Genomic DNA, 19,126 nt, shown 5'->3' with positions numbered 1-19,126 from the left:
ACACACTCGCACACACACCGTGGCCGCCTCAGCGTTTACCACTTCTACTTTGCGCCAGTTCACCATAGCCGCGCTGGCCATGGCCGCCGTGGTGCTGGCGTCCAACGTCCTCGTGCAGTTCCCCATCAACAACTGGCTCACCTGGGGCGCCATCACCTACCCGGTGGCCTTTTTGGTGAGCGAGCTGGTGAACCGCGCCCACGGCCCGCAGCAGGCGCGGCGGGTGGCCTGGGTGGGGTTTGCGGTGGCGGTGGCCGCCTCGCTGGTATTGGCGCCTGCGCGCATTGCCATCGCGTCGGGCGCAGCCTTTCTGCTCTCGCAATGGCTGGACATTGCCGTGTTCGACCGCCTGCGCCACGGCACCTGGTGGCGCGCGCCGCTGGTGGCCACACTACTGGCGGCCATGCTGGACACGGCCGTGTTCTGGAGCATTGCGTTTGGGGGCACCAGCGACCCGTGGATCACCTGGGCACTGGGTGACCTCGCGGTGAAGCTGGGGCTGGGCGTGGCGCTGCTGCTGCCGTTTCGCCTGCTCATCGGCAGCCGACTGGCTTCGTCCCGCCGCACGGCCTGAGCCGCGCGGCGCCCCTCTTCTTTTCGCTTCTTACTTGCGCTGCAGGAAGTCCACGGCCAGTGCGGCCAGGCTGCGTGCGCCGGTCGGCAGCTGGTCTTCGTCGATGTCGAACAGCGCGGAGTGGTTGGGTGGCGCCTTGGCAAATTCCTTGCCCTTGGGCGGTGCGCCCAGGAAGTAGAAGAAGCCAGGCACGACCTTCTGGAACTCCGAGAAGTCCTCCGAGCCCGCCACCTTGGGGATCACCATGGTCTTGCCGCCCATGGCCAGGTTCAGCGCGGGCAGCGACGCCTGTGTGAGTTGCGCAGGGTTTGTGGTCACGGGGTAGGCCACGGGGCCAAAACGCACGCTGGCCTTGGCGCCGCTGGCGGCAGCGATCGATTCGGCCGTGGTGGTGATGCGCTTGAGCGCTTCCTGGCGCATGTCTTCGTCAAACGTGCGCAGCGTGCCCATCATCTCCACCTTGTCGGGGATGATGTTGTAGCGGGTGCCGCCCTGGATCTGGCCGATGGTGACCACGACCGGTTCCTGGCTGATGTTGAGCTGGCGGCTCACCACGGTCTGCAGGCCCATCACCACCTGGCTGGCGGCCACGATGGGGTCGATGGTGGCCCAGGGCGACGAGCCATGGCCGCCCCGCCCTTCCACATGGATGGTGATGTTGTCCGACCCAGCCATCAGCGGGCCGCTGCGGTAGCCCACCACGCCGCCCGGCAGGTTGGAGGTGATGTGCAGGCCGTAGATGGCCTGCACGTCCTTGAGCGCACCGGCTTCGATCATAGCCTTGGCGCCGAAGCTGGGCACCTTGCCGTTGGCATCGGCCTCCACGGGCGCGCCCTCTTCTGCGGGCTGGAAGATGAACTTCACCGTGCCGGGCAGCTGGGCCTTCATGCTCGCCAGCACCTCGGCCGCGCCCATCAGCATGGCGGTGTGGGCGTCATGGCCACAGGCGTGCATCACGGGCACTTCCTTGCCCAGGTAGGTGGCCTTGGCTTTGCTGGCAAATGGCAGGGCGGTGTTTTCCAGTACCGGCAGCGCGTCCATGTCAGCGCGCAGGGCCACCACCTTGCCGGGCAGGCCGCCCTTGAGCGTGCCCACCACGCCCGTGCCGCCCACGCCGGTCTGCACCTCCATGCCCAGCTTCTTGAGGTGCTCGGCCACGAGCTTGGCGGTGCGCACTTCCTGGCCCGAGAGTTCGGGGTGGGCATGGATATCGCGGCGCCAGCTGACCATCTTGGGCGCCACGGCGTTCACGGCGGCGTCGATGGTCTGCAGGCCCGCGGCATCCAGCACCTGGGCCTGGGCCGAAGAGACAAAAGTCAGCCCGCTGGCGACGAGGCCGGTGGCAAGCGCAATGGCAGAGAGGGGTTTGTGCATGGGCAGATCCGTAGGGAGTGAACAGCCACGAGGGCCTGGGTGGGGAAGCGAAAAGCACGTTCATGCTAAAAGCGCACGCTGCCTTCATGAAAAGCGAAAATCGCCATACACAGAGCCAATATCGCCATGCCGCCGTCACCTTCGTCCTTGCCTTCGGCGCCGCCCAAGCCCCCGGTGTTCCGCGTGGACATCCCGCTGCTGCCCGAATCGGCCGCAGGCAGTGCCCTGCAGCTCATCGACCTGCTGCGCGGCGCCAACCTGCTGGCCAGTCAGCGGCTGGGTGCACAAGCACCCCGCCTTGCCTGGCGCCTGCTGGACGCCGAGGGCCTGCCCCTGGCCCCCTTGCCGAGCCCCCTGGCAGCCTACACGGTGCCAGATGACCAGGATGCGGCACTGGCCCCCACCCGGGCGCTGTTCATCCCCTCGTTCCACGCGCCAGACATCCCGGCCATCCGTGCCGTGGCAGCCCGCCACCAGGCGCTGTCACGCCAGCTGGGCATTGCGCTGGACGCAGGGCAAAAGCTGCTCACCATGGGCAATGGCGCCTGGCTGGCGGCGCAAAGCGGGCGGCTGAATGGGCGCCAGGCCTGCCTGCCCTGGTTCTACATCGCGGGGTTTGAACGGGACTTCCCGGGCATCGGCCACAGCCTGGGCCAGGACCTGTCGGACGACGGCCCCTGGCTGAGCTGCGCGCTGCCCAGCAACGTGAACCTGCTGGCCATTGCCCTGGTGCGCCAGGCGCTGGGGCCGGAGCTGGCCGCCGCCTGCGAGACCGTGATGACCCCCGACCACCAGCGCGCCCGCGCGGCGCTGCAGGCCAACGCACAGCAGCACATCCCGGCCACGCGCGACAGCACCCTGGCCCGCGCCATTGCCTGGATGGAGGCGCACCTGGACCAGCCTTACTCGCTGGACCGGCTGGCCGAGGCCGCATCGGTGAGCACACGCACCCTGCTGCGGCATTTTCAGCAGGAGCTGTCGCAGTCGCCGCTGGACCACCTGCACGGCCTGCGCTGCGCGCGTGCCCGGGTGATGCTGGAGGTGACGCTGGAAAGCGTGCCCAGCATTGCCGTGGCCTGCGGCTACGCCGACCCGGCGGCGTTCCGGCGCATCTTTGTGCGCTACACCGGCATGGCCCCGGCCGAGTACCGCAAGCGCCATGCGCTGCGTGCGCCACGGCGGCGCTGGCGGGTGGAGGTGAAGTAGAGCGGTACGCCCCTGCTCTCCGCCCAGCCCTGCTCAGCGCAGCGCGTTGCCAGCGGGCAGGCGGAAGGCCTCCACCAGCTCGGCCAGTTGCTGCGCCTGCACACGCAGGCCCTGGGCTGCGGCGGAGGATTCCTCCACCAGCGCAGCGTTCTGCTGCGTCATCTGGTCGAGCTGCGAGACGGCCTCTCCCACCTGGCTCAGGCCCGTGGTCTGCTCACGCGCCGCCGTGCTGATCTCGCCAATGATGGTGGCCACCTGGCCCACCGAGTCGACAATCTCACCCATGGTGCTGCCGGCCGCGTGCACGAGCTTGGAGCCTTCGTCCACCTGCCGCACGCTGTCGCTGATCAGGCCCCCAATCTCCTTGGCTGCCGTGGCCGAGCGCTGGGCCAGGCTGCGCACCTCGCCCGCCACCACGGCAAAGCCCCGCCCTTGCTCACCCGCACGCGCGGCCTCGACGGCGGCGTTGAGCGCCAGGATGTTGGTCTGGAAGGCGATGCCGTCGATCACGCTGGTGATGTCGGCGATGCGGCGGGACGACAGCGCAATGCCGTCCATGGTGCCCACCACGCGGTCCACCGCCTCGCGGCCTCGGCGGGCCACGTCGCTCGCGCCCGTGGCCAGGCTGCTGGCCTGCGCGGCGGCATCGGCGCTGTGGCGCACGGTGGCCAGCAGCTCCTCCATGCTCGCAGCGATCTCTTCGAGGTTGGAGGCCGTGTGTTCGGTGCGCGCCGACAGGTCGCTGTTGCCCGCCGCAATCTCGCTGCTGGCACCGGCCACCGAGGTGCTGGCCTGGCGCATACCCACCACCAGCCCCGCCAGGCGAGCCTGCATGCCACCCAGGCGCGACTGCAGGGCCTGCAGCTCGTCGCGGTTGCCCGCGCTCAAGGCGGGGATGGACGAGGTGAGGTCGCCTTCGGCGATGCAGTCGGTGACCTCGGAGGCCTGGGCCAGCGGCCGCAGGATGGAGCGCGATAGCCACCACGCACAGGCCAGGCTCAGCAACAAGCCGACCGCCGAACCTGCCGCCAGCAGGGCGATACCCTGGCGTTCGCTGCTGGCGGCGGCCTCGCGGGCCTGGGCCACGCGCTGGCGCTGGAACTCGGCCAGCTTGTTCACGGCTGCTGCGTAGGCTTCGGCCGCCGGGCGCAGCTGGTTGGCCACTGCGTCTGCGGGCAAGGCCTCGCCCGCCTTGCGGCGCTTCACCAAGTCGTCCCGTACGGTACGAAAGCCGTTGCCCGCCTTGTCGATGGCGTCGAACAGCGCCTGGGATTCGGGGTCTGCCGCCAGTTCGTCCAGGCGCTTGCGCACTTCGGAGGACCGGGCCGAAGTCACCTTGCGGTCGGCATCGATACGGGCAGCATAGGCGGCGTTATCGATTTCCAGCAGGGTCTCGGCACGCGCGGAGCTGAGCACCACGATGGCATGCAGCTCGCGCGCCAGCAACGCACGTTCGGACGACGCGCCGCCCAGGTCGTCGGCAATGTCCTGCAGCCCCGCCAGCCGCCAGATGCCCACGGCCGCCGACAGCGACATGACAAGACACACAACACCAAAGGCCAGGGCCAGGCGAACCGCAACACGTGCGTGGGAGATGGACATAAAGAGGATTCCGTGGGGGGACAAAAAACACCGGGCCGCAGTCGACAACCAGCCCCGGGGCATGCGCCGGGGCACCGCAGGCACACACCAGCTTATCGACACAAGGTGACACCCACTTGAGGTGGCAAGGGGCCTGCCATGGTGCGAGCCCCTGCGATGCCCCGCAACCTGGTTGGTTGCCCCAAAAGGAAACCGCCGCAGGGCGCAAACCCTGCGGCGGCTTCTTGGGGGACACCGGGGGGCCCAGCCCCACCCGGTCGGCCCTTATTGCTGCTGCGCGTTCTGCAGCGCAGCAATGCGCTCTTCGATGGGCGGGTGGGTGCTGAACAGCTTGCCAATGCCACCGGCAATGCCCATGGCGGCCACGCTCTTGGGCAGCTCGCCGGGGTGCATGCCGCCCAGGCGGGCCAGGGCATTGATCATGGGCTGGCGGCGGCCCATGAGTTGCGCTGCGCCTGCGTCGGCACGGAACTCGCGCTGGCGGCTGAACCAGGCCACGATGATGGCTGCGGCAAAGCCCAGCACGATGTCGAGCACGATGGTGGTGACGTAGTAGCCGATGCCGGGGCCCGAGCTGTTCTCGTCGTTCTTGCGCAGAAAGCTGTCCACCGCATAGCCGATCACGCGCGACAGGAACACCACAAAGGTGTTCATCACGCCCTGGATCAGCGTCATGGTCACCATGTCGCCATTGGCAATGTGGGCCACCTCGTGGCCGATCACGGCCTCGACCTCGTCACGCGTCATGCCCTGCAGCAGGCCGGTGGACACGGCCACGAGCGCCGAATTCTTGAACGCGCCGGTAGCAAAGGCATTCGGATCGCCTTCGAAGATACCGACTTCGGGCATGCCGATGCCCGCCTTGTCGGCAAACTTGCGCACAGTCTCGACAATCCAGCGCTCGTCGGGCGAGCCGGAGCCGTCGATCACGCGCACGCCCGAGGTCCACTTGGCCATGGGCTTGCTGATGAGCAGCGAAATGATGGCGCCGCCAAAACCCATGACCAGCGCAAAGCCCAGCAGCGCGCCCAGGTTCAGCCCGTTGGCCGTGAGGTAGCGGTTGACGCCCAGCAGGCTGGCCACCACCCCCAGCACGACAACGACGGCCAGGTTGGTCATCACAAATAACAGGATCCGCTTCATGGCTTGAATTCTCCGTGGGGTAAACAACAACAGGTGTTTGCTGGCTCAGATGGGGGCCGGGCGCCGCGCTTCAAGCGCCGCCACCCGGTGGGCAAAGCACCCGCCCCCTGGCCGCGATTGCATCGCGCTATGGTAGGTGCAAACCTTCACCACGCCCTTATCACACAAGCCTTGGCGGGAATTAGGCCCCTGCGGCGGCGCGGGGCGGCCGGAACACCTGGGCATCGGCGTAAAAACCCTGCACCTCGTTGGCGGGCCACCAGCCGGGCACGCCCAGCACCGGCAGCGGCGAGAAAGGTTTGGCAGCCCAGGGCTGGGGCTGAATCTCCTGCGCCAGCCAGGCATCCAGATCCGCTATGGATTCAATAGCTTGTGGAGCTTGATAGACGTGCGCAACCATGGGTTTTCTGGGTGCAACCAGCTTTTCCATCAGCGCGTGGCCCACCAGCACCAGGCGGGCCTGGCCCCACAGCGGGCGCAGGTCGATGAACAGCCGCGTCCAGTCGCGCGAGCGCAGCGCCTGCCACAGCGCGTCGGGCGCCTGCAGCACTGCGCCGTTTTCATCAAACACCGTGAGCGCATCGCGCAGCGGCCCGCGCACGGCCTGCACGCCGTCAGTAGCAATGGCCTGGGCCTGCAGCTGGTTCAGGCGGCGCTTGGTGTGCGGAAACTGGTGCCAGACCAGGCCGTTGAAAAAGTCGTGCAGGTTGTCGCGCGTGGGCACACGGCGGGTGTCCCAGATGTACTGCTCGTAGGCGGTACCGTCTGGCAGCTCGTCTTGCAGCACGAAGCCCACAGGCACGCCCAACGGTGCGGTGGCCTGCAAAGCCTGGTGCACCGCCAGATTGCCCTGAAGCACCCGCTGCGCCGCAGGCTGGCCCTGGCCGCGCCACGGCGCCAGCCAGGGAGCACTCCAGTCGATGGCGTCGAAGGCCTCGCTTACACCAGCCGCCACGGCAGGGCTTCACCGGCGCGCAGGGGCTTGAGTTCGGCTTCGCCAAACGCAAAGCTGTCGGGGGGCGTCCACGATTCGCGGCGCAGGGTGATCGTGCCCGTGTTGCGCGGCAGGTTGTAGAAGTCGGGGCCGTAGAAGCTGGCAAAACCTTCGAGTTTGTCGAGCGCGCCCGCGTTGTCGAACGCCTCGGCATACATCTCGATGGCGGCGTGGGCCGTATAGCAGCCCGCGCAGCCGCTGGCGTGTTCCTTGAGGTGCGCGGGGTGCGGTGCGCTGTCGGTGCCCAGGAAGAACTTGCTGCTGCCGCTGGTAGCGGCCTGCACCAGCGCCACGCGGTGCGTTTCGCGCTTGAGCACCGGCAGGCAGTAATAGTGCGGGCGCACGCCACCAATGAATATGGCGTTGCGGTTGTACAGCAGGTGGTGCGCGGTGATGGTGGCGGCGGTGAAGCGGTCGGCCTGCATCACGTAGTCGGCCGCGTCCTTGGTGGTGATGTGCTCGAAGACGATCTTCAGCTCGGGGAAGTCGCGGCGCAGCGGGATGAGCTGCTGCTCGATGAACACGGCCTCGCGGTCGAACAGGTCGATGTCGCTGCTGGTCACCTCGCCGTGCACCAGCAGCAGCATGCCCGCCTTCTGCATGGCTTCGAGCGTCTTGTAGGTCTTGCGCAGGTCGGTCACGCCCGCATCGCTGTTGGTGGTGGCGCCGGCGGGATAGAGCTTGCAGGCCACCACGCCCGCGTCCTTGGCGCGCGCGATCTCGTCGGCGGGCAGGTTGTCGGTGAGGTACAGCGTCATCAGCGGCTCGAACTGCACGCCAGCGGGCACGGCGGCCAGGATGCGCTGTTTGTAGGCCAGGGCCTGCTCGGCCGTGGTGACCGGTGGGCGCAGGTTGGGCATGATGATCGCGCGGCCAAACTGGGCGGCGGTGTGGGGCACCACCGTGTGCAGCGGCTCCCCGTCGCGCACATGCAGGTGCCAGTCGTCGGGGCGGGTGATGGTGAGGGTGGTGGGCGCGGTGGGGGTGTGGAGTGCGGCTGTCATGGGCGACATTGTCCCATTGGCATGATTACTATAATTTTGATAGCTATCAGCGCTTACCAGTTGCGCGCCGATCGCTAAAAAACCTCAGATTTCAGCGCCCAAAGGATGCCCTTCATCCACCCAAGCCGCAGAGGCACACCGCGCGCTGATTCGTGAAGAGCATCCTGAACACCTTACTCGGCGGTGATGCCCGCCTTGCGCACCACCTCGCCAAACTTCACCAGGCGCTCGGACATCATCTTCTCGAACGCGGCGGGGGTCATCTCTTCGGGTGCGATCACGCCGCGCTCCTTGAGGTTGGCCAGCATGGCAGGCGAGGTGGCGACCTCGCGCACGGCCTTGTACAGGGTCTGCACGATGGCGTCGGGCGTGCCGCCGGGCGCGGCCAGGCCAATCCACGACGTGAGGTTGAGCTGGGGGTAGCCCACTTCGGCCAGGGTTGGCACGTCGGGCAGCTGCGGCAGGCGCTGGTCGTTGGCCAGGGCCAGCGCACGCACCTTGCCCGCCTGGATGTGCGGCAGCATGATGACCAGGTTGTCGAGGATGAACTGCACCTCGTTGCCCAGCACTGCGGTGATCAGCGGCGTGCCGCCCCGGTAGGGGATGTGGGTGGTGAAGGCGCCGGTGGCGGCCTTGAGCATTTCCACGTTCAGCTGGCCCATGCTGCCCACGCCGCCGCTGCCGTAGTTGAGCTTGCCGGGGTTCTTCTTGGCGTAGTCGATGAACTCCTTGAAGGTCTTGAACGGCAGGCTGCTGTGCACCACCAGCGCATTGGGCAGGCGGCCCAGGATGGCGATGTTTTCAAAGTCCTTGACCGGGTCGTAACCCACCTTGGGCTGCGTGAGCGGGTTGGCCAGGTGGCTGCTTTGCGACGACACGACCAGCGTATAGCCGTCGGCCTTGGCGCGCGCCACATACTGCGCGCCCACCGAACCGCCCGCGCCCGCGCGGTTTTCCACCACGATGGGCACGCCCAGCACCTTGGACAGCGGCTCGGAATACTGGCGCGCCATGATGTCCACCGAACCCCCGGGTGGGAACGGCACAACCAGCGTGATGGGGCGCGAGGGGAATTTTTCCTGCGCCCAGGCAGGCACGGCAGCAAGGCCCGCGAGGCCCAGGCCGGTGGACAGGAGGTGGCGACGGGAAGGGATGTGGTTCATGGCGGTCATCAAAACGCAAAAAACAATCGAAAGAAAAAGCAGGAATCAGAACGCGTGAATGAATCCGGCGTGCCTGAGCAGGCCGTGAAAACGCGGCCGATCTAGGCGCAAAGCGCAGTCATAGCGCGTGCTATGGCGAGCATTTGCAACGACGATCGGTTGCGTTTTGGCGGAATGAGCAGGCATGGCGGGTTCTTTCACACGTTCTCAGGGGTGGCCCAGCACCGCCAGCGCCACGGCCTGTGCGCGGGGCACGAAGGTGGCCAGCTCACAGTATTCGCGCTCGGTGTGCGGATGGCCGCCCACGGGGCCGGTGGCACACAGCGTGGGCACACCCACCGAGGCCGTGAGGCCGCTGTCGGCCGCGCCGCCGGTGAACTCGCCCTGCACCTCAAAGCCCAGCGAACGTGCGCCCTGCTGGTAGAGCGCCAGCAGGTAGTCGGGGGTAGGCTTCATGGGCAGGGTGCGGCGCGCGGTGGTGATGCGGCCCTGGGTGCGGGGCACGGATACTTCTTCGACGATGGCGCGCACGCGCTCCAGCAACTCGTCGGGGTTGGTGTCGGCGGTAAAACGCAGGTCCACCTCGGCCTTGGCATGTGGGGCGACCATGTTGGGCACGATGCCGCCCTGCACCACACCCACGTTGCAGGTCACGCCCGTGGCCGTGTCGGTCAGCGCGTGCAGTGCCAGCGTCTTGCGCGCGATGGCCTCGATGGCGCTGGCGCCTGCCGCGTGGTTGATGCCTGCGTGCGCGGCCACGCCGGTCACTTCGAACTCCACCACCATCGAGCCCTTGCGGCTGGTGACCACGTTGCCGCTCACGCGGCCGGGCTCGGCATTGAACACGGCACGGGCGCCCCGCACGCGGTCCATGATGAGGTCGCGCGTGGCGGGCGAACCGATCTCTTCGTCGCACGAAAAGAACAGGTGCAGCGGTGCGCCCAGGCCGCCACAGCGTGCAAACGCCTCGGCCACAAACACGTTGAGCACCAGGCCGGATTTCATGTCGGCCACGCCGGGGCCGTAGGCACGGCCGTCTTCCACGCGGAAGGGGCGGCGCGCCACCGTGCCAGCGGGGTACACGGTGTCCATGTGGCCCATGAGGATGATCGGCGCGCCCTCGCCTGCGGCATTGACCTGGGCGTGCAGCAGCACGCCGTAGCCGGGCACGGGCTCGAACTGCACGGGCACGCCTGCCGCCAGCAGGCGCTCGGCCAGCGCATGGGCCACGGCGGTCACACCCGCTTCGTCGCGGCTGCCGCTGTCGATGTTGACCACTTTTTGCAACAGGTCTTGCATGGCCTGCCCCTGGGCCGCCAGCCAGGCCAGTGCCGGGGCGGATAGGGTCGATGGCGCCTGGGACGCCGTGTTTTCGAGCGTTTCGTGCATGTTTGTCCTTGGGTCATACCCCGGGCCGGGGCACAATTTGCGCCGCAGTGTTGCACGCGTTTCGGCTGTTTGCAATACATTTTTCATAAATGAGACATAAATGAAATCATCATTGCAATCATCCACCGCACTGCTGACCGAGCGCCTGGCCCGCCAGGGCAGCGAACTCACCGCCAGCGAGCGCGCCCTGGCCGAGGCGCTGGGGCGCGACTACCCGCACGCGCTGCTGGAGTCGGCCACCGCGCTGGCGGCGCGCACCGGCACCAGCGCATCCACCGTGGTGCGGCTGTTTGCCAAGCTGGGCTACGCGAGTTATGCCGAGGCTCAGCGCGAGGCGCGGGGCGAGGTCACGGCGCTGCTGCAAACCGCCGGGCAGCGCGCGCCCGTCACCATCGGCACCGAACGCAGCCTGCAGCAATGTGTGGACGACGCCGTGCTGCACGACCAGCACAACATCACCGCCACGCGCGACGGGCTGGACATGGCGGCATTCGAGGCCACCGTCGCGCGCATCGCGCAGAGCCAGGGGCGCATCTTTGTGCTGGCGCAGATCAACAGCGCCCCCGTGGCCGCCTGGCTGGCCCTGCACCTGAACATGTGCCGCCCTGGCGTGCACGAGCTGGGCGCGGGCGCCGTGGCCGCCACCGACCAGTTGCTGTGGATCCAGCCCGAGGACACGCTGCTGGTCTTCAGCATCCGCCGCTATGCCAGCGGGCCGGTGAAGGTGGCCCAGCGGTTCCGCGACGCGGGGGCGCAGGTGCTGGCCATCATCGACAGCAACGCCGCGCCACTGGCGGCCCTGGCACACCACCGCGTGCAAGTGCGCATCTCCAATGCCTCGCCCTTCGACTCGTACACCGCCGCATTTTTTGTGTGCAATGCCCTGGTGTCGGCCGTGGCCCAGCTGCGGCACGAGGCCGTATCTGAAGCCCTGAAGCGGCGCGATGACCTGTGGAAGGACGTGGAAGCCCAGCTCATCGTGGAAGGCAACCCGCCTGCGGGGCGGCGGGGGAGCAAGCGCTAACTGGCGCCCCCCGCTGGACCGCCCCACGTTTTCGGTCGTTCCTGTGCCCATGAAAAAAGCGCTCCGAAGAGCGCTTTTTACCTTCCTCTTTCCGGCCTCATCCCGCCCTGCGGACAGCCCACACCCGTGGAACAGGCAGGGCCTAGGCCAGTAGCTGCCGCGCAAGGGCCGCCCCGCCGCGCTGGCGGCGTCCCCTGGGGGAAGGCGCCGCAGGCGACTCAGGGGGAATCAATGCGCCAGGATCTTGTTGAGGAAGTCCTTGGTACGGGGCTGGCGTGCATCGGGGTTGTTGAAGAACTCCTCCTTGGAGCAGTCTTCCAGGATCTTGCCGCCCACGTCCATGAAGATCACGCGGTTGCTCACCTTGCGGGCAAAGCCCATTTCGTGGGTCACGCACATCATGGTCATGCCTTCGTTGGCCAGGCCCACCATCACGTCCAGCACTTCGCCGACCATTTCTGGGTCGAGCGCGGACGTGGGTTCGTCGAACAGCATCACGATGGGGTCCATCGACAGCGCACGGGCAATGGCCACGCGCTGCTGCTGACCACCCGAGAGCTGGCCGGGGAACTTGTCCTTGTGGGCGATCAGGCCCACGCGCTCCAGCATCTTCAGGCCGCGCTTCTTGGCGTCGTCCGCGCTGCGGCCCAGCACCTTGATCTGCGCAATGGTCAGGTTGTCCGTCACCGACAGGTGGGGGAACAGCTCGAAGTGCTGGAACACCATGCCCACGCGGCTGCGCAGCTTGGGCAGGTTGGTGCTGGGGTCGTGCAGCTTCACGCCGTCCACCGTGATCTCGCCCTTCTGGAAGGGTTCGAGCGCGTTGATGGTCTTGATCAGCGTGGACTTGCCCGAGCCCGAAGGGCCGCACACCACCACCACTTCGCCCTTGTTGATGGTGGCCGAGCACTCGTTGAGCACCTGCACGGGGCCATACCACTTGGATACGTTTTTGAGTTCGATCATTGTTTATTCCTCAATCTCTCGGATCACCGGATGATGGCGATCTTCTGGTGCAGGCGCTTGACCGCCCAGGACAGCGCGTAGCACATCACAAAATACAGCACGGCGGCGGCCAGGTAGGCCTCGATGGGACGGCCAAAGTTCTTGCCCGCCACTTCAAAGCCCTTGAGCATGTCGTAGGCGCCAATCGCATACACCAGCGAGGTGTCCTGGAACAGGATGATGGTCTGCGTGAGCAGCACCGGCAGCATGTTGCGGAACGCCTGGGGCAGCACCACCAGCTTCATGTTCTGGCCGTACGTCATCCCGAGCGCCTGGCCGGCATACACCTGACCACGCGGGATGGACTGGATACCGGCGCGCATGATTTCGCTGAAATACGCGGCTTCGAAGGCAATGAAGGTGATGACCGCCGATACCTCGGCGCCGATGGGGCGGCCGATGATGGCAGGCACCAGCAGGAAGAACCACAGAATCACCATCACCAGCGGGATGGAGCGCATCCCGTTGACGTAGATGGTGGCGGGCACATCCAGCCACTTCTTGCCCGACAGGCGCATCAGCGCCAGCAGGGTGCCGAAGAACACGCCGCCAATGGTGGCGATCACCGTGAGCATCAGGCTGAAGTACAGCCCCTTGAGCACGAAGTTGGAGATCAGGTCCCAGTTGTAGAAGGAGAAGTCGAGATTCATATCAGTGTCCTCCCCCTGCCGCACCGGCCACCACCATGCCCGGGATGCGCACGCGTTTTTCGATGAACGCCATGATCCGGTTGATGGCAAAGGCCGAGATGATGTACAGCGATGTCACGGCGAGGTAGACCTCAATGCCGCGCGAGGTTTCTTCCTGGGCCTGCATGGCAAACATGGTCAGTTCGGCCACCGACACGGCAAACGCCACGGACGAGTTCTTGAAGATGTTCATCGTCTCGCTGGTGAGCGGCGGGATGATGATGCGAAACGCCATGGGCAGCAGCACGTAGCGGTAGGTCTGGAAGGTGGTGAACCCCACGGCCATGCCCGCATAACGCTGACCGCGCGGCAAGGCCTGGATGCCCGAGCGCACCTGCTCGGCGATACGCGCCGAGGTGAAGAAGCCCAGAGCCAGCACCACCAGTGCAAAGCCGGGCACGCCCTTCATCACAGGAAACAGGCTGGGGATGACGTGGTACCAGAGGAAGATCTGGACCAGCAGCGGAATATTGCGAAACAGCTCGACCCAGGCATTGCCCAGCCGAACGATCATGGGCCGGTCCTGCAAGGTGCGCAGCGTGCCGATCAATGAGCCCAACACAAGCGCCAGCACCAGGGCCAGCAACGAAACGGACACGGTCCAGCCCCAGGCCGACAGCATCCAGTCCAGGTAAGTGATGTCGCCGCCCTTGCCAAAGCAGCTCTGCACAACTTCCCGGTCCATGGTGTCCTGGCAGAACACCTGCCAATCCCAACTCATAGGAGCACCCCTTTAATTCTTGGTATTGCGCCGGGCCAGGCACCATGGCGCCCGGTCCAACAAAAAAGCCCCTTCAAACCGGCTGGCCGAAGGGGCACAAGCGTCGCAAAGATTACTTCTTGGCGTAGTCTTCCATGGGCTTGTCATTCGGATTGGCCCAAGCTTCCTTGGTCGCATCCGACATCGGCAGGCCGATCTTCACGTTGGCTGGAGGCACAGGCTGCATGAACCACTTGTCGTACAGCTTGGCCAGCGAGCCGTCCTTGATCTGGCGCTTGATGGAGTCGTCCACGGCCTTCTTGAACGCAGGGTCGTCCTTGCGCAGCATGCAGGCAATGGGTTCCACGTTCAGCACTTCGCCGACGATCTTGTAGTCGGCGGGAGACTTGGACTTGGAGATGTTGGCGGCCAGGATGGAGCCGTCCATCACGAACGCTTCGGCACGGCCGGTTTCCAGCATCAGGAAGCTGTCGGCGTGGTCCTTGCCCATGACTTCCTTGAAGTCGATGCCGCCAGCGCGCTCGTGCTTGCGCAGCGTTTGCACCGAGGTGGTGCCTGTGGTGGTGGCCACGGTCTTGCCGTTCAGGTCCTTGATGGACGTGATGCCCGAGTTGGCCTTGACGACCATGCGGACTTCTTCCACATAGGTGGTCACGGCAAAGGCCACGTCCTTCTGGCGGGCAGCGTTGTTGGTGGTGGAGCCGCACTCCAGGTCCACGGTGCCGTTGGTCACCAGGGGGATGCGGTTCTGCGAAGTCACGGGCTGGTACTTGATGTCCAGCTTGGGCAGGCCCAGTTGCTTTTGGACGTCGGCCAGCACGATTTCACCCATTTCGGTGTGGAAGCCCACGTACTTGCCGTTGCCCAGCGTGTAGGAAAGCCCCGAAGACTCGCGCACACCCAGCGTCACGCTGCCAGAAGCCTTGATCTTGGCCAGTGTGTCGGTGGCTTGGGCAAACGCGCTGCCTGCGGCCAGGGCGGTCACAGCAATCGCGAGCAAATGTTTCTTCATAGGGATCTCCTTGTGTTGAAAACAGAAAAAAGGGGGAAATTCTAGAGACTGGCCGCAACCCGTCCGGGCTGCAAGCCCAAACGTCTAGAAATAGGGGAGGACTTACCCGAGGATATTAGTCAGAACGGGACCTGATCGGTAGGGTACTTCCAGAAGTCACGCAACAGGTAACTGACCGGCAGGTTCAGCACCGTGTTGTTCGGGGGGATGGGTTTGTTGAACCACTTGTCATAGATGGGATAAATATCGCGGCTGGTGATCAGACGGCGCATTTCCTCGTCCACCAGCTTCTTGAACTCAGGGTCGCTCTTGGGCAGCATGATGGCCAGCGGCTCGGTGGTCATGAAGCGGCCCACCACCTTGAGTGCCTTGGGGTCGGGCCGCCCAGCGGCCAGGCCATACAGCAGCACGTCGTCCATCACAAAGGCATCGGCCTCGCCTTTTTCGACCATCTCGACCGCCTTGGCGTGGTCGGGCGCTTCCATGATGGTGATGCCCATCAGGCGCTCGCGGTTGGCCTGGTCGGCCGCCTTGAGGGGCGTGGTGCCCTTGGTGGACACCAGCTTCTTGCCATTGAGGTCCTCCACCTTGTCGATGGGGCTGGCGGATTTCACCAGCAACCGTGCGCCGGTGATGAAGTGGGGAATGGTGAACGCCACCTTCTGGCGCCGCTCAGCGTTGTTGGTGGTGGAGCCACACTCCATGTCGGCCTTGCCCTGCTCGATCATGGTGATGCGGTTGGCAGGCGTGACGGCCACGAACTCCACTTCCATGTCCTTCTTGCCGGTCTTCTTGCGCACCACCTCGGCCAGGCGCAGGCACAGGTCCACCGCGTAGCCCACGGGCTTGCCCGACTGGGAATCGACATACGAGAACGGCACCGACGACTCCCGGTGGGCAATCACCAGCTTGCCGCCAGCGCTCACGCGCTCCAGCACCGTCGCCGCCTGCACGGACGCCGCCAGCAGGCAGCCCAGGGCGACCAGGCCCTTAGCGAATCTCCAGTGCTGAACTTTCATACGACGTCCCGTTAAAAGAAAGGAATCGGGTTTGCAATGTTCGTGCCATCGTGGCAGTTGCAGGCATGTGTTGTTGCCACCGACCCAGCGATGGCGCGAACTGTACGTGTCGTTACTATGAAACTCCAATGCCGTTTGCGGGCGCAACTATGCAAAGTGTTTATATCCGTATTTACCCTTAGCATGACCCGGCCTGGGCCTGGAGGTAGGTCCAGAGCGCCTGGGCCGTGCCCTTGGGGGCTTCCTTGCCCCCCGGTTTCTCGCGGTAGGCCCGCACGTCCATGGTCATCTGCAGTCCCTCGACCTCGGAGGGCGCCGCACTGACCAAGCGGCGCGAGCGCAGCTCTTTCTTCACGGCACTGTGCGGCAAAAAGGCCACGCCATGGCCTTCGAGCGCCATGGCCTTCAAGCCCTCGGCCATATCGGTCTCGTACACCCGCTCCAGGTGGATGGGGGTGCCCGACTGCTTGAGGATGAGTTCCGTGACCCGCCCCAGGTAGGCACCGGGCGCGTAGCCCAGGTAAGGCAGCGGCTGGCCCGCACGGCCCGGCAGGCGGTGCACGGGCTGGCCGTCGGCGTCGGCCTTGCTGTAGGGCGAGATCACCTCCTGCCCCAGGCTCACCATCTCGTAGCGGTCGGCGTCCAGCTGAAAGGGCTGGGAGGGATGGTGATAGGCGATCAGCAGATCGCAGCCACCTTCCACCAGGCGCATCACGGCGTCATGCACATTCAGGGCAATCAGCCGGCTCTTGAACGGGCCGAACTTGTCGGCCAGGCTGGACACCCAAGCCGGGAAGAAGGTGAACGCCAGTGTGTGGGGCACGGCAAACTCGATCATGTCCTTGCCCGCACTGGTGTGCGCGCGCAACATGGCGCGGGTGTTCTGCAGCGCCTGCAGCATTTCCAGGGCCTGGTCGTACAGGGTTTTGCCTGCGGGCGTGAGACGCGTGGGGTAGGAGCTGCGGTCCACCAGATCGGTGCCCGCCCAGGCTTCCAGGGCCTGGATGCGCCGCGAGAACGCGGGCTGGGTCACATGCCGCAACTGGGCAGACCGGCTGAAGCTGCGCGTTTCCGCAAGACTGACGAAATCTTCAAGCCACTTGGTTTCCATCGGCGCATTATCCGCGCGGCGCCTGCCCGGTGCAGGACGGGGCTATGAGGGTTTACCTAGCGCCCACCCAGCGCACCAACGATGTGCACACTTAGCAACGCATCGCATAATACCCAGCGGCGCCAAACGCGCTTTTTGCCCTCAGGGCCTGTCCCTAGCCCCTGGTGCACAACACTGCCGGGCCGAGCGATTGACCAGCACTCGCATGTTTGTTCTCCTCTATCCCTGCCCCCATGTCCTCCTCTTCTCCCCTAGGGACCGCCGCCACCGACGCTGCGCCCCCGGCTGCGGGCCCTGAGTCCGAACCGCGCTCGCTGCGGCTCGAAGACTGGCTCACCGTCCTCGTGATGGCAGCGCTGGCGCTGATCACGTTCGCCAATGTGCTGGTGCGCTACTTCACCAATTCCTCCTTCGCCTGGACGGAGGAAATCTCGGTCTTCCTGATGATCGTGCTGGCCCTGGTGGCGGGTTCTGCCGCCGTGGCGCGGGACCAGCACATCCGCATTGAATACTTCGCCGAAGGCGGCTCCCCCGCACGCCGCAAGCGGCTGGCCCAGCTGGGCGCGGCCACCGTGGCCGTGCTGTTTGCACTTATCGCCGTGCTCAGCGTGCGCGTGGTGTGGGACGACTACCGCTTTGGCGAGACCTCGCCCGGCATTGGCGTGCCGCAATGGTGGTATTCGATCTGGCTGCCCGTGATCTCGGCGCTGATCACGGCACGCGCCGTGGGCCTGCTGGTGCGGCGCACGCGTGCCGCACCGGAGGACAGCACGCCATGATCGCCACGCTGTTGTTTGTGGCCTTCCTGGGCCTGATGTTCGTGGGCGTGCCGATTGGCGCCGCGCTGGGCTTGGCGGGCGCCGCAGCCATCGCCCTGGCCAATGCCGACAGCCAGTGGTTCGGTCTGCTGGCCGTGCCGCAGAACTTCTATGCCGGGCTGGGCAAGTACCCGCTGCTGGCCATCCCCATGTTTGTGCTGGTGGGTTCGATCTTCGACCGCTCGGGTGTGGCACTGCGCCTGGTCAATTTCGCCGTGGCCATTGTCGGGCGCGGCCCGGGCATGCTGCCGCTGGTGGCGATTGCCGTGGCCATGTTCCTGGGCGGCATCTCTGGCTCGGGCCCGGCCAATGCCGCCGCCGTGGGCGGGGTGATGATCGCGGCCATGTCGCGCGCGGGCTACCCGCCCTCGTTCTCGGCCAGTGTGGTCGGCGCAGCGGCGGCGACCGACATCCTGATCCCCCCCTCGGTGGCCTTCATCATCTACTCTGTGCTGGTGCCCGGCGCCTCGGTGCCCGCGCTGTTTGCTGCCGGCATGGTGCCCGGCGTGCTGGCAGGCATCGCGCTGATCGTGCCGGCCGTGTGGATGGCCCGCAAACACAAGATGGGCGAGCTGGAAGCGACCATGCCCCGCCCGCCATTCTGGAAGAGCCTGCGCGAGGCCACCTGGGGCCTGGCCGCGCCGGTGCTGATTCTGGGCGGCATGCGCGCCGGCTGGTTCACGCCCACCGAGGCCGCTGTGGTGGCTGTGTTCTACGGCCTGTTCGTGGGCATGGTGATCCACCGCACGATCAAGGTGCGCGACCTGTTCCCCATCCTGCGCGAATCGGGCGAGCTGTCGGCGGTGATCCTCATCGTGGTCTCGCTCGCGGGCATCTTCGCCTATTCACTCTCCACGCTGGGCGTGATCGACCCGGTGGCCAAGGCCATCGTCAACTCGGGCCTGGGCGAGTACGGCGTGCTGGCGCTCTTGATCGTGCTGCTGATCACCGTGGGCATGTTCCTCGACGGCATTTCGATCTTCCTGATCTTCGTGCCGCTGCTCTTGCCCATCATGCAGCACTACCAGTGGGACCCCGTCTGGTTCGGCGTGATCCTCACGCTCAAGGTCGCCCTGGGGCAGTTCACACCGCCGCTGGCGGTGAACCTCATGGTCTCGTGCCGCATCGCGGGCGTACGCATGGAATCGACCGTGCGCTGGGTGGGCTGGATGCTGCTGGCCATGTTCCTGGTGATGGTGCTTGTGATCGCCTTCCCGCAACTGGCCTTGTGGCTGCCCGCCAAGCTGGGTTACTGACCCGTTACTGTTTGATGAATTT

18 protein-coding genes are annotated in these 19,126 nt (G+C 65.9%); 5 read left to right on the top strand and 13 right to left on the bottom strand.

What is annotated here, in order from left to right:
• Positions 1-79: 79 nt before the first annotated feature.
• Positions 80-574, top strand: coding sequence for a VUT family protein (locus ACYZGB_RS11770; RefSeq protein WP_462388543.1), 495 nt, complete (start codon positions 80-82; stop codon positions 572-574).
• Positions 575-604: 30 nt separating this feature from the next.
• On the opposite strand, the gene ACYZGB_RS11765 is transcribed toward ACYZGB_RS11770, so the two are convergent.
• Positions 605-1,948 carry an amidohydrolase gene (locus tag ACYZGB_RS11765; protein ID WP_462388445.1) on the bottom strand — a complete coding sequence of 448 codons (1,344 nt, stop codon included), beginning with the start codon at positions 1,946-1,948 and terminating at the stop codon, positions 605-607.
• Between the two features lie 126 nt (positions 1,949-2,074).
• Between ACYZGB_RS11765 and ACYZGB_RS11760 the strand changes: the two genes are divergently transcribed.
• Positions 2,075-3,154, top strand: a complete 1,080-nt coding sequence (locus ACYZGB_RS11760; protein ID WP_462388443.1) for a GlxA family transcriptional regulator — start codon at positions 2,075-2,077, stop codon at positions 3,152-3,154.
• A gap of 33 nt (positions 3,155-3,187) precedes the next feature.
• Here the strand turns inward: ACYZGB_RS11760 and ACYZGB_RS11755 are convergent, their stop codons facing one another.
• From ACYZGB_RS11755 to ACYZGB_RS11730, 6 genes are all read right to left on the bottom strand, one after another.
• Positions 3,188-4,756, bottom strand: coding sequence for a methyl-accepting chemotaxis protein (locus tag ACYZGB_RS11755; RefSeq protein ID WP_462388441.1), 1,569 nt, complete (start codon positions 4,754-4,756; stop codon positions 3,188-3,190).
• A 264-nt stretch (positions 4,757-5,020) separates the two neighbouring features.
• Positions 5,021-5,899 (bottom strand): protease HtpX, encoded by an 879-nt coding sequence (htpX, locus tag ACYZGB_RS11750; RefSeq protein WP_094288743.1) that lies wholly within the window; start codon positions 5,897-5,899, stop codon positions 5,021-5,023.
• 181 nt (positions 5,900-6,080) lie between these two features.
• Complete coding sequence (locus ACYZGB_RS11745; RefSeq protein ID WP_462388440.1) at positions 6,081-6,854, bottom strand: DUF3025 domain-containing protein; 774 nt, start codon at positions 6,852-6,854, stop codon at positions 6,081-6,083.
• Positions 6,839-7,906 carry a dihydroorotase gene (gene pyrC / locus ACYZGB_RS11740; RefSeq protein WP_462388439.1) on the bottom strand — a complete coding sequence of 356 codons (1,068 nt, stop codon included), beginning with the start codon at positions 7,904-7,906 and terminating at the stop codon, positions 6,839-6,841. The genes ACYZGB_RS11745 and pyrC overlap by 16 nt, the downstream gene beginning before the upstream one ends.
• Before the next feature lie 164 nt (positions 7,907-8,070).
• A complete protein-coding gene (locus ACYZGB_RS11735; RefSeq protein ID WP_462388437.1) occupies positions 8,071-9,060 on the bottom strand; it encodes a Bug family tripartite tricarboxylate transporter substrate binding protein in 990 nt (329 codons plus the stop codon).
• A gap of 207 nt (positions 9,061-9,267) precedes the next feature.
• Positions 9,268-10,449: a M20 family metallopeptidase gene (locus tag ACYZGB_RS11730; protein WP_462388436.1), complete on the bottom strand. Its 1,182-nt coding sequence runs from the start codon at positions 10,447-10,449 to the stop codon at positions 9,268-9,270.
• Positions 10,450-10,549: 100 nt separating this feature from the next.
• Between ACYZGB_RS11730 and ACYZGB_RS11725 the strand changes: the two genes are divergently transcribed.
• Complete coding sequence (locus ACYZGB_RS11725; protein WP_462388435.1) at positions 10,550-11,473, top strand: MurR/RpiR family transcriptional regulator; 924 nt, start codon at positions 10,550-10,552, stop codon at positions 11,471-11,473.
• A 228-nt stretch (positions 11,474-11,701) separates the two neighbouring features.
• Here the strand turns inward: ACYZGB_RS11725 and ACYZGB_RS11720 are convergent, their stop codons facing one another.
• The 6 genes from ACYZGB_RS11720 to ACYZGB_RS11695 all read right to left on the bottom strand — a co-directional run bounded on the left by ACYZGB_RS11720 (position 11,702) and on the right by ACYZGB_RS11695 (position 17,030).
• Positions 11,702-12,439 (bottom strand): amino acid ABC transporter ATP-binding protein, encoded by a 738-nt coding sequence (locus ACYZGB_RS11720; protein ID WP_462388434.1) that lies wholly within the window; start codon positions 12,437-12,439, stop codon positions 11,702-11,704.
• Between the two features lie 23 nt (positions 12,440-12,462).
• Positions 12,463-13,128: an amino acid ABC transporter permease gene (locus ACYZGB_RS11715; protein WP_137746977.1), complete on the bottom strand. Its 666-nt coding sequence runs from the start codon at positions 13,126-13,128 to the stop codon at positions 12,463-12,465.
• Between the two features lies 1 nt (position 13,129).
• Positions 13,130-13,888, bottom strand: coding sequence for an amino acid ABC transporter permease (locus ACYZGB_RS11710; protein WP_063460033.1), 759 nt, complete (start codon positions 13,886-13,888; stop codon positions 13,130-13,132).
• A gap of 112 nt (positions 13,889-14,000) precedes the next feature.
• Positions 14,001-14,900, bottom strand: a complete 900-nt coding sequence (locus ACYZGB_RS11705) for a transporter substrate-binding domain-containing protein (protein ID WP_462388433.1) — start codon at positions 14,898-14,900, stop codon at positions 14,001-14,003.
• 119 nt (positions 14,901-15,019) lie between these two features.
• Entirely contained in the window at positions 15,020-15,919 is a 900-nt protein-coding gene (locus ACYZGB_RS11700; protein WP_462388432.1) for an amino acid ABC transporter substrate-binding protein, read from the bottom strand.
• Between the two features lie 178 nt (positions 15,920-16,097).
• Complete coding sequence (locus ACYZGB_RS11695; protein WP_462388431.1) at positions 16,098-17,030, bottom strand: LysR family transcriptional regulator; 933 nt, start codon at positions 17,028-17,030, stop codon at positions 16,098-16,100.
• A 233-nt stretch (positions 17,031-17,263) separates the two neighbouring features.
• Between ACYZGB_RS11695 and ACYZGB_RS11690 the strand changes: the two genes are divergently transcribed.
• Positions 17,264-17,809, top strand: coding sequence for a TRAP transporter small permease (locus tag ACYZGB_RS11690; protein WP_462388429.1), 546 nt, complete (start codon positions 17,264-17,266; stop codon positions 17,807-17,809).
• On the top strand, positions 17,806-19,104 hold the full coding sequence (locus tag ACYZGB_RS11685; RefSeq protein ID WP_462388428.1) for a TRAP transporter large permease: 1,299 nt from the start codon (positions 17,806-17,808) through the stop codon (positions 19,102-19,104). Before ACYZGB_RS11690 ends, ACYZGB_RS11685 begins: the two co-directional genes overlap by 4 nt.
• Positions 19,105-19,126 lie beyond the last annotated feature (22 nt).

It is taken from the genome of Acidovorax sp. Q11, assembly GCF_054950075.1.
The sequence above is the reverse complement of the archived record's forward strand: the minus strand, read 5'-3'. Positions and strand labels throughout refer to the sequence as shown.